Genomic DNA, 13,211 nt, shown 5'->3' with positions numbered 1-13,211 from the left:
GGTCGCGATGCCTTGTTATAGTTCGGGCCTCGTTTTTTGCCCGCAAAAGGATCAATGGAATGTCTCAGTACAGCGCGTTCAACGTCGAACTGGTCGAAAAAATCGCCCATGTGCAGATCAACCGACCGGAGAAGATCAACTCGATGAACGCTGCTTTCTGGAGCGAGATCGTCGAGATCTTCCAGTGGATCGACGACACCGATGAAGTGCGCGTGGTGGTCCTCAGCGGTGCAGGCAAGCATTTCTCCTCGGGTATCGACCTGATGATGCTGGCCGGTGTGGCCAATGAACTGGGCAAGGACGTCGGCCGCAATGCCCGCCTGTTGCGGCGCAAGATTCTTTCCCTGCAAGCGTCGTTCAATGCCGTCGACAACTGCCGCAAACCGGTGCTTGCAGCGATTCAGGGCTACTGCCTGGGTGGCGCCATCGACCTGATTGCCGCGTGCGACATGCGTTATGCCGCCGAGGACGCACAGTTCTCGATCAAGGAAATCGACATCGGCATGGCCGCGGACGTGGGCACGCTGCAACGCTTGCCGCGGATCATCGGTGACGGCATGCTGCGCGAACTGGCTTACACTGGTCGCACCTTTGGCGCCGACGAAGCGCGGAGCATGGGCCTGGTCAATCGCGTCTACAGAGACAACGCCAGCCTGCTCGACGGCGTCATGGGGATTGCCCGCGAAATCGCCAGCAAATCGCCGATCGCCGTCACCGGCACCAAGGAGATGATCAGCTACATGCGTGACCATCGCATCGATGACGGCCTCGAATACATCGCCACCTGGAACGCCGCCATGCTGCAATCCACCGATCTGCGCGTGGCCATGGCCGCCCATATGAGCAAACAGAAACCCGAATTTCTGGATTGATTAACCATGATTCCTCGCTGGACCACTGCAGTACTGGATACCCACCAACCCGGCGGCTGGGCCGTCGCGCGCAGCCCCGAAGGCTTTCTGTTCGATGACAATGGCGCACTGTTTCCACGGGAATGGTTGAAGCGTCAGGACTTGCCGATTCTCGCCGAGCATGGCATCGGTCATCTCGATGGCGAGCCGGTCTATCTGCTGGAGCTGCGCAGCCAAAGCGAAGTGCCGGGCTGCAACTGGAAAGGCTTGCGGGCGTTCATGCTCGAAGGCGATCACACGGTCTACAAGGTGCTCGGTTACGCCGCACAGATCGGCACCTGGGCTCGCGAACACCGCTTTTGCGGCAATTGCGGCCAGGCGACCCATCAGGTGGTGCGTGAGCGGGCGATGTACTGCGAGCCGTGTGACTTGCGCTATTACCCGCGGATTTCACCGAGCATGATCGTACTGGTGACCCGTGGCGACGAGATTCTGCTGGGGCGCTCGCCACGTTTTGTGCCGGGGGTCTACAGCACCCTGGCCGGGTTTGCCGAGCCGGGCGAATCGGCCGAGGACTGCCTGATTCGCGAGGTTCGCGAAGAGGTGAACATCGAGGTCAGGAACATCCAGTACATGGGCAGCCAGTGCTGGCCGTTCCCGCACTCGATGATGCTCGGCTTTCATGCCGAATACGCCAGTGGCGAGATCGTCTGCCAGGAGGACGAGATCGAGGACGCCCAGTGGTTCAACGTGCACGCGCTGCCGCCGTTGCCGGCGTCGCGCTCGATTGCCCGTTACCTGATCGACGTCTACGTGGCGCGGCGTTTAGGCCACGCTGAACCAGTGCTGCCAGGCTAGACGCACGGTCAGGCCCAACACCACGGTGATGAACACCGGACGAATGAATTTCGCGCCGCCGCTGATGGCGGTGCGGGCGCCGAAGAAGGCGCCGACCATCAATGACGAGCCCATGCACAGGCCGATGATCCAGTCCACCTGACCGGAAAAGATGAAGATCGACAGCGCCGCCGCGTTACTGACGAAGTTCATGCTGCGCGCCACGCCGCTGGCCTTCACCAGGTCGATGGGGTAGAGCAACAGGCTGCTCACGGTCCAGAACGCGCCCGTGCCGGGACCGGCCACGCCGTCATAAAAACCGAGGCTGAAGCCCTGGGTCGACTGCCACTTTTTCTTGATCGGTGCATCGCTGTCCGTTGGCGCTTTCGGCGTACCGCCAAACAATAGATAGACACCGCAGGCGAAGACGATTACCGGCAGCATTTTGTTCAGCCATTCCGCCGGCAGGTAGTGCGCGACCACGGCACCGGTCAGCGCGCCGACCAGGGTACCGACGATGGCGTGCACCCATTGCGCGGGGTGGAACAGCTTGCGTCGGTAGAAGGTGAAGCTGGCAATCGCCGAGCCGAAGGTCGAACTGAGCTTGTTGGTGCCCAGCACCAGGTGCGGCGGCAGGCCGGCGGTCAACAGGGCCGGGGTGGTCAACAGACCACCGCCACCGGCGATGGCGTCGATGAAGCCGGCAACAAAAGCGACAAGGGCCAGGATGGCCAGGGTGGAGAGGTCAACGCTGAGTTCGAAAGGCATGGGATCGGCTTATTCGGCGGGTGCAGAAAGGGCTGCAGGGAAGGGCAGCATCTTAACCACCTGCACAACACAAAACCAATGTGGGAGCTGGCTTGCCAGCGAAAGCGGTGTGTCAGCCAACATTGGTGTTGGATCTGACGACGCCTTCGCTGGCAAGCCAGCTCCTACAAAAAAGGACGTGTTTACAGGCCCAGATCCGACAGGCTCGGATGATCGTCAGGACGACGCCCCAGCGGCCAGTGGAATTTGCGCTCGCTTTCCTTGATCGGCATGTCGTTGATGCAAGCGAAGCGACGGGCCATCAGGCCGTCCTCGTTGAACTCCCAGTTTTCGTTGCCATAGGAGCGGAACCAGTTGCCCGAGTCGTCGTGCCATTCATAGGCATAACGCACGGCGATGCGGTTGTCGGTAAAGGCCCAGAGTTCCTTGATCAGTCGATAATCCAGCTCCTTGGCCCATTTGCGGGTCAGGAAGCCCTTGGCTTCTTCGCGGTTATGGGCGAACTCGGCGCGGTTTCGCCACTCGGTGTCCAGGGTGTAGGCCGGGGACACGCGCTGCGGATCGCGGGAGTTCCAGCCATCCTCAGCCAGGCGAACTTTTTCAATGGCCGATTCACGGGTGAAAGGGGGCAATGGCGGACGAACTTCGGCATTAGACATTTCAAGTCTCCGTATCAAGTTAAAGTTAAAACAATTGTCGAGCTTGATCAGGTTGCTACAGGTCCAATAACTTGCGCGCCATGCATTGCGCATTATCGGCGGCACTGTGATCACCCGTTACAAGCGCCACGGTAATGGCACCATCGATCAGGATCAGCAGCTGTCTGGCCAGCCTCTGCGGATCCTCGGCGCCATGTTCGGTACACAGCTCGCACACGTAGTCGAGCAGCTTCTGTTTATGTGCTTTGGCGACCAGTCGCACCGGGTCTTGCGGGTCGCCGGTTTCGCCGCTGGTGTTGATGAAGGCGCAGCCGCGGAAGCCTTCGCTGTCGAACCACGACTTGAGTACGGTAAACAGGTTGAGCAGCCGTCCGGCCGGGGTTTGTGCCTGGTCGACTTCGCTGCGGAACCAGTGCATCCAGCGCTGATCGCGGCGTTGCAGGGCGGCCACGACCAGTTCGTCCTTGTTGGCGAAGTAGCGGTAGATGCTTTTTCTGGAAACACCGGCGGTTTTCACCAGCAGATCCATGCCAGTGGCGGCAATGCCACTTTTGTAGATCAACTTTTCGGTGACATCCAGAATGATGTCGCGTGTGTCGTTGCTATTGATTTCGTTCATGTGACTAACAGTAGAACGATCGTTCTCCTTGGTCAATTGTTATTTTTGCGTGACCTGAAGATTGTCATCGCTGGCAAGCCAGCTCCTACAGATTGACCGCGTTCCCCTTGTAGGAGCCGGCTTGCCGGCGATGACGTCAGGACAGACAGCAACAAGACCCGAACCCAGCGATGGTGTAAGCTCTCAGGCTCTTCGGATTCGACCCATTGCGAGCCCTATGCCGTCGCTTTTCAAACGTTCCCTGCTGCCCAAGCTGCGCAGTTTTCCGCTGACGGCCGATGCCGTCGGCATCCTCTCCGGCGCTGCCGAGTTCCGTCGCTGCCTGCTTGAGCAAATCGCCAGCGCGACCCGGCGCATTTACATCGTTGCGCTGTACCTGCAACAGGATGAAGCCGGCCAGGAAATTCTCGATGCCTTGCACGCGGCCAAACTGGCGCGTCCGGAACTGGACGTGGTGGTGGTCGTCGACTGGCTGCGCGCACAGCGCGGCCTGATCGGTGCCGGCAAGCAACCGGGCAACTCGGCCTGGTACCAGGAGATGACCCGCACCCACGAAAGCGTTGTGCCGATCTATGGCGTCCCGGTACAAACCCGCGAACTGTTCGGTGTGCTGCACCTCAAAGGTTTCGTGATCGATGACTGCGTGATCTACAGCGGCGCGAGCCTGAACAACGTCTACCTGCACAAGTTCGACAAGTACCGCTACGACCGTTATCACGTGCTGCACAATCGCGAACTGGCCGATTCGATGCAGCACCTGGTGCAGCATGGCCTGGTGGCCTCCAAAGCGGTGCACCGCCTCGACCTGCCGAACCTGCCGACCACCCGCAGCCTGCGCAATGACATCGGCGACCTGCGCAGCCGGCTCAAGCACGCGGCGTACGACACCACGCGAGGCACCACCGACCGGACCGGTCTGTCCGTCAGCCCGCTGCTCGGCGTCGGCAAGAACAATCCGCTGAACCGGGTGATCTGCGAGCTGATCGCCAGCGCCCAGCAGCAGCTGACCATTTGCACGCCGTACTTCAACCTGCCGCTGGCGATCATCCGCGAGATCAACCGCGCGCTGGCCCGTGGGGTGAAGATCGACATTGTGGTCGGCGACAAGACGGCCAATGACTTCTACATTCCGCCGAGCGAACCGTTCCGGGTCATATCGGCGCTGCCGTACCTGTACGAAATCAGCTTGCGCCGGTTTGCCAAGCGTCATCAGCGCAACATCGACAGCGGTCAGTTGAACCTGCACCTGTGGCTTGACGGTGACAACACCTATCACCTCAAGGGCATGTGGATCGATCGGCGCTATACCTTGCTGACCGGCAACAACCTCAACCCGCGGGCGTTCCGGCTCGATCTGGAAAACGCCTTGTTGATCGATGATCCGCACGGCGAATGGCTGGAGCCGCGCCGTCAGGAACTGGAGGAGATTTTCCAGCACACCCGGCGAATCGAGCACTTCCAGAACCTGGAAACCCTGGCCGAATACCCGATGGGCGTGGCCAAGTTCCTCAAGCGCGTGAGCCGTGTGCGGATCGAGCGGTTGCTGTACCGGATTCTCTAAAGATTAAAATCAAAAGATCGCAGCCTGCGGCGACTGACGCCTTCGCGGGCAAGCCCGCTCCCACAAGGATCTTTGTCGTACACAAACTCTGTGTTCGCTGAATAACCTGTGGGAGCGGGCTTGCCCGCGAAGGCGTTTTCACTTTCAGTACATCAACGACAGGCACACTGCTTTCGCGAGCAAGCCCGCTCCCACAAGGGATCTGCGTTGAGGTAGCGGTTTCAGCTAATATGCCCCCCACTCGAACAAGATCAGGGCTTGCCGCAATCCATGTCGGAAAAAGACACCATCTCCATCCAACTGGTGCGTGAAGCACTGTTGCAAAGCTGCGCGCCAGGCATCGACAAGGACGAGGTGTTGATCAAGGTCGGCATCGACCCGCAGCTGTTGGGTAACGCCGACGCCCGGGTTCCAGCCACCGCTTATGCGCGCCTGTGGCGGCTGCTGGCACGGCGCGGGGATGACGAGTTTTTTGGCATGGACCCACGCAAACTCAAATCCGGCAGCTTCGCATTCCTGTGTCGCAGCGCGATGCTCCAACCCAACGTAGCGGCGGGACTGGCTGGCGGCCTGGCGTTTCTGTCGCTGATCCTCGAACACCTGCCGGCGCAGTTGGTGCGTCAGCAAAGCCTGGCGGAAATCGTTCTGCTCGAAGACGACAAAGAGCCACGCCGGGCCTTCACCTATTTCACCTACTGGATGATCGTCCACGGGGTTGCCTGCTGGCTGGCAGGGCGACGGATTCCGATTCTGGCCATTGAACTGCGCTGTTCGAAACCGGATTTCTGCGATGACTATCAGGTGATGTTTTCCGAGAACCTGCGTTTCGACCGGCCGCGTACGCGGATGATTTTCTCCGCCGATTGCCTGGATCTGCCGATCAAGCGCAGCCCCGAAGAGCTCAAGCGATTCCTGGCCCTCGCGCCGGCGAACATTCTGGTGAAATACCGTGATCCGCAGAGCCTGGCCAGCCGGATCAAACACGATCTGCGTCACCTGCCGGCCGAGCACTGGCCGGAAACCGAGGCCCTGGCGCAACGCCTGTGCATGTCGGCATCGACCTTGCGCCGCCGGCTGGCCGAGGAAGGGCAAACCTATCAAGGTCTCAAGGACAGCGTGCGCAAGGAACTGGCGATCGTCTGGCTGGCCGAGCCGGCGATCAGCTTCAGCGAAATCGCCACGCGGCTGGGGTTCGCTGACGTCAGTTCGTTCTACAAGGCCTTTCGCAAGTGGTCGGGGTCAAATCCGGGGCATTACCGCAGCCTGATTCTCAATGACGTCGAGTAGATTCAGCGCCTGCCTGACCCTCTCTCACTAGCGGCTGCCAGTGGTCGACCCCGGTAGATTGAGTGTGCCGCTGTCGACGAAACGCATCGTGTTGAACAGCCCGCCCGAGAGCTTGCCGCGCAGGATATAGGGCATGTTGTTGAGGGTTTTCATCTGGCTGATGCCGTAGGTCTGGCGGATGAACGAAAATGCCGAAACGCTGACCGGCACGCTCACGACGGTGTCGGAAAAACGCCCGATCTCGCCCCTCTGATCGCTGACGCCCGAGGCGAATGGCTGGCCGTTGATGTCCAGGTCCAGGGCGACGCCGCTGTAGGTGAGGTTGTAGTCATTGGGGTTCTGCACGCGGATTGTCACGGCAAAGCGTACTTCCATGCCCTCGCCCTGCAGGGGCTCGATCCCCACGACGTTGATTTTCAGCGGGTCTCGATTGGGTAGCGAGGAACAGGCGCCCAGGCAGAGCAGGAGGGAAATCAGGACCGCGTGAACGCTGCGCATGGACGTGCTCTCATCTGAAAAGGGCTGTACCGCCAGCGGCTCAGCCCCTGAGCCCGTCCGGCGGTTTTACGGTGCGACCACCGCAGCCTTTGCGGGTTCATCCCTGGTGGTCACATCGGGGTTCTGCATCACCTGAAGCACGGAGGCCTCCGGATCGAATTCGTCCTCTTCCAGCTCGATGAACTCCTCAGGCAGGAAGATATTAAGAACGATAGCGCACAGCGCGCCGACGGTGATGGGCGATTCGAAAATGTTGTGCAGGGCCTTGGGCAGTTCACGCAAGACTTCCGGCACGGCGGCCACCCCCAGGCCCATGCCGATGGAAATCGCCACGATCAGCATGTTGCGCCGATGCAGGCCGGCCTCGGCGAGAATCTTGATCCCGGCCACGGCGACGGTGCCGAACATCACCAGCTCCGCGCCGCCCAGTACCGGTTTGGGCATCAGTTGCAGTACCGCGCCGATCATCGGGAACAGGCCCAGCACCACCAGCAAACCGGCAATGAAAAACGCCACGTAACGACTGGCCACGCCCGTGAGCTGGATCACCCCGTTGTTCTGGGCGAAGGTCACCATTGGCATGCTGTTGAACACCGCCGCCATGGCCGAGTTGAGGCCATCGGCGAGCAGGCCGGACTTGATCCGGCGAATGTATACCGGGCCTTTGACCGGTTGCCGGGAAATCATCGAGTTGGCCGTGAGGTCACCGGCCGCCTCCAATGGCGAAACGAGGAAGATCACCGCCACCGGAATGAACGCCACCCAATCGAAGGAAAAACCGTACTTGAAAGGCACTGGTACGCTCATCAGCGGGACTTGCGGCAGGCCGTTGAAATCCACCTGGCCCGTGAGCCAGGCCACCCCGTAACCGAGAGTCAGGCCGATGACAATCGCCCCCAGGCGCAGAAACGGCACGTCTACCCGGTTCAACACCACGATGGTTCCCAGCACCAGCGCCGCCAGGGCCAGGTGACTGGCAGCCCCCAGGTCCTGGGCGCCGAAGCCGCCGGCGATGTCGGTCATGGCCACCTTGATCAGCGACAAACCCATCAGCGTGATGATCGTCCCGGTCACCACCGGGGTGATCAGCATGCGCAGGTTGCCGATGAACTGGCTCAACACCACTTCAATGAATGCGGCAAAAAAACACACGCCGAAGATGGTCGAGAGAATCTCGTCGGTCCCGCCGCCCCGGGCCTTGACCATGAAGCCGGCGCTGAGAATCACACTGATGAACGAGAAACTGGTGCCTTGCAGGCACAACAGGCCCGAACCCACCGGGCCAAAGCGCCGCGCCTGGACGAAGGTGCCCAGGCCCGAGACGAACAGCGCCATGCTGATCAGATAGGGAATTTCGCTTTGCAGGCCCAGGGCGCTGCCCATGATCAGCGTCGGGGTGATGATGCCGACGAAACTCGCCAGCACGTGTTGCAGGGCGGCGAAGACGGTGGCGGTCAGGTGCGGGCGGTCATCGAGGCCGTAGATCAGGTCATTGTTACGTGGCGCGGGGGCTTTTTCGGAGGCGGTCATGGTGGTTTGCGTGCCAGAAGGCGGGCCGGGTCGGAAAATGGAGGCGCAGGATGCCAGAACCGCCCGGCCACGGCAAAAGATCCTCCAGAACAGGGGCTTACGGACGCGGGGCGAACACCTCGGCGACGCTGCGGCGCTTGGCGTGCAATTGGCTGGCCTGGATCAGCTGTTCGAGGTCCTCGGGCGTGACGTCATAGAAGGCTTCCATGTCCGCCAGCGCCAGTTTCAGGTCTTCGACGGTGATGGCCTGACTGTCGACGGGCGGGTGATCGGCCGGGATCATGACGGTCGGTTCGCTGCTGCCCTTGGGGTAACGAACGCGGGTCAGGTTGTTGTAGGCGAGGGCGCAGAACAGCATCGTCGCTGCGCTGAGCATGACCGGCTCAATGGCTTTCCAGTCCATGGCAATGGTCACCGGGTCGGCCAGCACCAGGGTCAGGGCCAACGCCCCGGCCGGTGGATGCAGGCAGCGCAACCAACACATCAGCAACACCGCCATGCCCGCCGCCAGACAGGCGCTCCCCAGGGTTCGACCCAACACATGGGCCACCAGCAGCGCAATCACTGCAGCACACAAGTAGCCACCCAGAATCGACCAGGGCTGTGCGAGCGCTCCCGAAGACACGGCAAACAACAGCACCGCCGAGGCCCCCAGCGGGCCGATCAGGTGCTGGGCCACCTCGATGCCAAACACCTGGCTACAGAGCCAGACGCTGAGCAGCGTGCCCAAGGCCATGCCGATGGCGGCGCGGCTCCATTCGGTGGGGCGGGTGTTGATGGCGACGGGCAACCAGCGGGCAAACATTGCGAGAAAACTCCGGCAGAAAAAATCGAGGTAAAAAAGTTTTTTTTTCACGCAATCGCGGGAACTGTAGGAGCCAGCTTGCTGGCGATGCACTCCAGTGCGCCGCGTTTATCCAGTTCACACGCGTTATCGTTAACGACCATCGCTGGCAAGCCAGCTCCCACAAAAGACCGCGCCCACGCCGAAACTGTAGGAGCCAGCTTGCTGGCGATGGACTCCAGTGCGCCGCGTTCATCCGGTTCACACGCGTTATCGTTAACGACCATCGCTGGCAAGCCAGCTCCCACAAAAGACCGCGCCCACGCCGAAACTGTAGGAGCCAGCTTGCTGGCGATGGACTCCAGTGCGCTGCGTTTATTCAGTTCACACGCGTTATCGTTAACGACCATCGCTGGCAAGCCAGCTCCCACAAAAGACCGCGCCCACGCCGAAACTGTAGGTGCCAGCTTGCTGGCGATGGACTCCAGTGCGCCGCGTTCATCCAGTTCACACGCGTTATCGTTAACGACCATCGCTGGCAAGCCAGCTCCCACAAAAGACCGCGCCCACGCCGAAACTGTAGGAGCCAGCTTGCTGGCGATGGCCTCCAGTGCGCCGCGTTCATCCGGTTCACACGCGTTATCGTTAACGACCATCGCTGGCAAGCCAGCTCCCACAAAAGACCGCGCCCACGCCGAAACTGTAGGAGCCAGCTTGCTGGCGATGGACTCCAGTGCGCCGCGTTCATCCGGTTCACACGCGTTATCGTTAACGACCATCGCTGGCAAGCCAGCGCCTACAAGGGATCGTGTGACCTCCAGCCAGTGAAGAACCTAAAAAAGGGCTCAGCTGGGAAACCCAGAAAGCCCTTGAAGGTGTTCCTACTGTTGGGGGAGGAACAGGCACAGTGTGCCGTTCAATCCAGCTACTGACAAATTCATATTAATGAGCTTTCAGTGCATTAATTTTGCTTTAACTGGCCCCTCCGGCCACTCATGTAGCAGAGCAGGCCACCTAGCGTTGCGAGTGCACTCAAGGCATAAAACATCGTCGGCGCCGGGGTGTGCATCAGCATGAAGCCGCAAATCACCGGGCTCACCGCGCCGCCAAGTGCCGCAAGGTTTTGCGCGCCGTAGTAACTGCCGCGCAGTGCTTCCGGAGCCAGGGTGTCGACAAAGAGAAACTCGGCCGGGTAGATGATGATTTCACCCAGGGTGAAGATGAACATTGCCACGCACCAACTCACCAGGCTGTCCGCCAGGCTGAAACCGATCAGGCCGAGGATGAACAGGCCGGTGCCGGCCACAATCCACTGGCGCAATTGCTCACGTTTGAGAAAACGCCCGACCTGGTATTGCAACAGGATCACACTGATGGCGTTGCAGGCGAGCAGGGCGGCCATGATTTCCATGGTGTGCCGGGGATTACTGGTCACCAGCAAATATTGCGACAGGTAAAAGGTAAATCGCCCGTGCACCACGGTGCTGAGCAGGCAACCGGCGGTGAACATGATCAGGGTGCGGTCGTTTTTCAGGGTGATCAGGGTTTTCAGAAAACTCTGCGCTTGACCGGCAAGAGGCACCTTGGCCGGATCCGCGGGAATGCCGGTCATCAGGAAAATACTGAAAAAGGCGATGGCCGCCGCGATCAGGAATGGCGCACTGGCAAAGGCGCCGGCAATCAGCACGCCAAGCATCGGCCCGACAGCGTAGCCAATGTTGGTCAGCGTATAGCTCAAGGAAAACGCCTTGGCCCGCTGGCCCACGGGCAGGTTGTCGCTGAGGATCGCTTTCGAACCGATCAGGAATAGCGCCGAGGCGGTTTCGGTGACGATCAGGGTGATCGTGGTCAGGTAGAGGTTTTCGGCAAAGGTCAGCAACACCAGGCCGATCGCGCTGGACGCCATCGACAGCACAAGCAATCGGCGTTTTTCGAAGCGATCAATGATGTAGCCGCCGTAGAGAGAGAGCAGGGTGGCGACGAACACCGCAATGCCGAGCAGCAGACCAACGTCCTGCTGGTTCAGGCCAAGCTTGTCGCTGACGAACAACGTGAGTAACGGGCTGGTGATGGCGCGGCTGACGACGATGGTCAGCGAGCAGATCAGCAGGCGGCGGATGAGGGGGGAGTAACGGGTCACGACGTGAATGTCCTTATTCGATCGGGCCGGCATCAGCCCAAGGTCAGCGCTACTCTAGCAGTCGGACACCTGCTCGTTGCTACGGGATTTACTTGAGGTGCAGCAGCACGAAATCATTCTTGTCGAAACGCCCGCTCAACACGGGTGGCAAGGCACCGATAGCCGTGCCTTGCAGTGTCCTGTAAACCTTCAGGTCCATCATTAGCCACGCCGGACCCTTGAGGGCGTCAAGTTCCTGGGGGGAGTCGGTGAACTCCGGTTGCAGGCCTTGATTGATGTTGACCATGAACTTGATGGCTTTGGCATCCTTGCCCATCGCGTGCATCACCAGGGGTGCGGGGTCTTTTTGCACGAGTTCAAACGCTTCGTGGCTGAAGGTCCGGGTGTCGTAAAGCTGTCGCTGGATGGGCTCGAACTGCAGGATATATAACGACCACAGTGCCAGGACCGCGCAAAGAGCGAGAATCTGTGCACGCCAGCGGGGTTGCTTGAGCGCCGCCACGGCGACTGTTTGCAGCACGCCGAGAATGATGAACAACGAAGTGAGGTGAGCGACGTCTTCGGGGAATCTTCGCTGTACCACCAGCAAGGTCACGATCAGCAGCCCCGGGATCAGCAGCCATAAGCCCTGCATCAATACGCGCAGCCAACTGAACAGCCGACCTTGCACCGCGTAGAACGGGTAAGCCGCAATGATCGCCGCCATGGGCAGCATCGGCAGCAGGTAACGGGCCTTTTTCGCCTGTGGGACGGAAAGGCCGACCATCACGATCAACCCGGCGGCTGCGCAGTACAGCGTCAGGCGCAATGCCGGGCCTGACTGTTGTCGACCAGACGCTGCGACCGCCACCAGCGCCAGCACTGCCAAGGGCCAGGCCAGTGCGTAATTGCCTATCGAGCTGGTGAAGTAATACAACACTTCGTTGGAGCCTTCACTGCCGTCCATGCGTCCCATGAACTGCATGCGAATCACGTCCTGCAAGAAGGCCGGGCCGCCGCTGACGTCGGCCAGCCACAGCAACAGACCGACACACATCGCCAACAGCACCGATGCCAGCAATCCGAAGACAAACAGCCGCCGCCATTGGCGGTTGACCAGAAAATAGCTGCAGAGTATTCCCGCAGGAATCACCAGGCCGATGGGGCCGCGAATCCAGAAGCCCAGCATCAGCAAGGCAAAAATCAGGCCCCGGCGGCGCGGTGCCGCGAAGTGATCGGCGGCATAACCCAGGTAGAACACGCTGAACGCGACGGCCGCCAGCATCAGGTCGAGGGAAACGGCGCGGGTTTCGGTGATGAAGGTGTTGGTCAGCAGCATCAGGGCGATGCTCAGCAGCGCCCAACGCGTGGAGTAGGGCGCCAGCAAGCGGTACATCAAGGTGACGATGACCGCTGCGGCGATGGCGCTCGGCAGCCACGCGGTCAGGCTGGTGACCTGGCCGAGCGGCAGTGAAAGCAGCCAGATGAATACCGTTGAAAGGCCCGAATAGTCTGCGTAGGGCTGGCCGTAGGTCGTCGGAAAAAATGACGGTCCGTTGCGCAGCATTTCCTGGGCGAACAGCACGAAGCGCGAATCGAAGCCGATGGCCGGCTGCTGATACATCCCGGCGCAGAACAATATCAGCGCCAACAGACCCAGCGCGAGGGACTGTTGGCGCAAGTGGGGGAGCATGACGT

General features: G+C 60.5%; 13 protein-coding genes. 4 read left to right on the top strand and 9 right to left on the bottom strand.

Features of this window, described 5'->3' with window-relative positions; translation table 11 throughout:
* Positions 1 to 59 precede the first annotated feature (59 nt).
* Together AB7M25_RS16580 and nudC are read left to right on the top strand one after the other, a co-directional pair.
* Positions 60 to 872: a crotonase/enoyl-CoA hydratase family protein gene (locus AB7M25_RS16580; protein WP_454237660.1), complete on the top strand. Its 813-nt coding sequence runs from the start codon at positions 60 to 62 to the stop codon at positions 870 to 872.
* A gap of 6 nt (positions 873 to 878) precedes the next feature.
* Positions 879 to 1,709 (top strand): NAD(+) diphosphatase, encoded by an 831-nt coding sequence (gene nudC, locus AB7M25_RS16575; protein WP_454237659.1) that lies wholly within the window; start codon positions 879 to 881, stop codon positions 1,707 to 1,709.
* Here nudC and AB7M25_RS16570 read toward each other — a convergent pair.
* The 3 genes from AB7M25_RS16570 to AB7M25_RS16560 all read right to left on the bottom strand — a co-directional run bounded on the left by AB7M25_RS16570 (position 1,677) and on the right by AB7M25_RS16560 (position 3,734).
* The gene (locus AB7M25_RS16570) at positions 1,677 to 2,456 is read right to left on the bottom strand and encodes a TSUP family transporter (RefSeq protein WP_104448285.1); all 780 of its coding nucleotides are present in this window, start codon (positions 2,454 to 2,456) and stop codon (positions 1,677 to 1,679) included. The genes nudC and AB7M25_RS16570 overlap by 33 nt on opposite strands.
* Positions 2,457 to 2,638: 182 nt before the next feature.
* The gene (locus AB7M25_RS16565) at positions 2,639 to 3,115 is read right to left on the bottom strand and encodes a nuclear transport factor 2 family protein (protein WP_454237658.1); all 477 of its coding nucleotides are present in this window, start codon (positions 3,113 to 3,115) and stop codon (positions 2,639 to 2,641) included.
* Positions 3,116 to 3,170: 55 nt separating this feature from the next.
* On the bottom strand, positions 3,171 to 3,734 hold the full coding sequence (locus tag AB7M25_RS16560) for a TetR/AcrR family transcriptional regulator (RefSeq protein WP_454237657.1): 564 nt from the start codon (positions 3,732 to 3,734) through the stop codon (positions 3,171 to 3,173).
* A gap of 217 nt (positions 3,735 to 3,951) precedes the next feature.
* Here AB7M25_RS16560 and pssA point away from each other — a divergent pair, with 217 nt between their 5' ends.
* Positions 3,952 to 5,295 (top strand): CDP-diacylglycerol--serine O-phosphatidyltransferase, encoded by a 1,344-nt coding sequence (pssA, locus tag AB7M25_RS16555; protein ID WP_429517346.1) that lies wholly within the window; start codon positions 3,952 to 3,954, stop codon positions 5,293 to 5,295.
* Positions 5,296 to 5,565: 270 nt separating this feature from the next.
* Positions 5,566 to 6,582 (top strand): AraC family transcriptional regulator, encoded by a 1,017-nt coding sequence (locus AB7M25_RS16550; protein ID WP_429382353.1) that lies wholly within the window; start codon positions 5,566 to 5,568, stop codon positions 6,580 to 6,582.
* Between the two features lie 27 nt (positions 6,583 to 6,609).
* Here AB7M25_RS16550 and AB7M25_RS16545 read toward each other — a convergent pair whose 3' ends face one another.
* The 6 genes from AB7M25_RS16545 to AB7M25_RS16520 all read right to left on the bottom strand — a co-directional run bounded on the left by AB7M25_RS16545 (position 6,610) and on the right by AB7M25_RS16520 (position 13,206).
* Positions 6,610 to 7,080 carry an LEA type 2 family protein gene (locus tag AB7M25_RS16545; protein WP_429382322.1) on the bottom strand — a complete coding sequence of 157 codons (471 nt, stop codon included), beginning with the start codon at positions 7,078 to 7,080 and terminating at the stop codon, positions 6,610 to 6,612.
* Between the two features lie 66 nt (positions 7,081 to 7,146).
* The gene (locus tag AB7M25_RS16540) at positions 7,147 to 8,610 is read right to left on the bottom strand and encodes a nucleobase:cation symporter-2 family protein (RefSeq protein WP_454237656.1); all 1,464 of its coding nucleotides are present in this window, start codon (positions 8,608 to 8,610) and stop codon (positions 7,147 to 7,149) included.
* 97 nt (positions 8,611 to 8,707) lie between these two features.
* Positions 8,708 to 9,415, bottom strand: a complete 708-nt coding sequence (locus tag AB7M25_RS16535) for an HPP family protein (RefSeq protein ID WP_454237655.1) — start codon at positions 9,413 to 9,415, stop codon at positions 8,708 to 8,710.
* A gap of 47 nt (positions 9,416 to 9,462) precedes the next feature.
* Positions 9,463 to 10,173 carry a hypothetical protein gene (locus AB7M25_RS16530; protein WP_454237654.1) on the bottom strand — a complete coding sequence of 237 codons (711 nt, stop codon included), beginning with the start codon at positions 10,171 to 10,173 and terminating at the stop codon, positions 9,463 to 9,465.
* A 182-nt stretch (positions 10,174 to 10,355) separates the two neighbouring features.
* Positions 10,356 to 11,567: an MFS transporter gene (locus AB7M25_RS16525; protein WP_454237653.1), complete on the bottom strand. Its 1,212-nt coding sequence runs from the start codon at positions 11,565 to 11,567 to the stop codon at positions 10,356 to 10,358.
* A 55-nt stretch (positions 11,568 to 11,622) separates the two neighbouring features.
* Positions 11,623 to 13,206, bottom strand: a complete 1,584-nt coding sequence (locus AB7M25_RS16520; protein WP_454237652.1) for an ArnT family glycosyltransferase — start codon at positions 13,204 to 13,206, stop codon at positions 11,623 to 11,625.
* Between the last annotated feature and the right edge of the window lie 5 nt (positions 13,207 to 13,211).

Source organism: Pseudomonas sp. AP3_22 TE3818 (assembly GCF_053628995.1).
Note: the sequence above shows the minus strand (reverse complement) of the source record. Positions and strands in the feature narration are given on the sequence as shown.

Excerpts from the sequence above, each read along its gene's own strand:
- AB7M25_RS16580 (WP_454237660.1), top strand. The coding sequence starts at position 60 with ATGTCTCAGTACAGCGCGTTCAACGTCGAACTGGTCGAAAAAATCGCC.
- nudC (WP_454237659.1), top strand. The coding sequence starts at position 879 with ATGATTCCTCGCTGGACCACTGCAGTACTGGATACCCACCAACCCGGC.
- AB7M25_RS16570 (WP_104448285.1), bottom strand. The coding sequence starts at position 2,456 with ATGCCTTTCGAACTCAGCGTTGACCTCTCCACCCTGGCCATCCTGGCC.
- AB7M25_RS16565 (WP_454237658.1), bottom strand. The coding sequence starts at position 3,115 with ATGTCTAATGCCGAAGTTCGTCCGCCATTGCCCCCTTTCACCCGTGAA.
- AB7M25_RS16560 (WP_454237657.1), bottom strand. The coding sequence starts at position 3,734 with ATGAACGAAATCAATAGCAACGACACACGCGACATCATTCTGGATGTC.
- pssA (WP_429517346.1), top strand. The coding sequence starts at position 3,952 with ATGCCGTCGCTTTTCAAACGTTCCCTGCTGCCCAAGCTGCGCAGTTTT.
- AB7M25_RS16550 (WP_429382353.1), top strand. The coding sequence starts at position 5,566 with ATGTCGGAAAAAGACACCATCTCCATCCAACTGGTGCGTGAAGCACTG.
- AB7M25_RS16545 (WP_429382322.1), bottom strand. The coding sequence starts at position 7,080 with ATGCGCAGCGTTCACGCGGTCCTGATTTCCCTCCTGCTCTGCCTGGGC.
- AB7M25_RS16540 (WP_454237656.1), bottom strand. The coding sequence starts at position 8,610 with ATGACCGCCTCCGAAAAAGCCCCCGCGCCACGTAACAATGACCTGATC.
- AB7M25_RS16535 (WP_454237655.1), bottom strand. The coding sequence starts at position 9,415 with ATGTTTGCCCGCTGGTTGCCCGTCGCCATCAACACCCGCCCCACCGAA.
- AB7M25_RS16530 (WP_454237654.1), bottom strand. The coding sequence starts at position 10,173 with ATGGTCGTTAACGATAACGCGTGTGAACCGGATGAACGCGGCGCACTG.
- AB7M25_RS16525 (WP_454237653.1), bottom strand. The coding sequence starts at position 11,567 with ATGCCGGCCCGATCGAATAAGGACATTCACGTCGTGACCCGTTACTCC.
- AB7M25_RS16520 (WP_454237652.1), bottom strand. The coding sequence starts at position 13,206 with ATGCTCCCCCACTTGCGCCAACAGTCCCTCGCGCTGGGTCTGTTGGCG.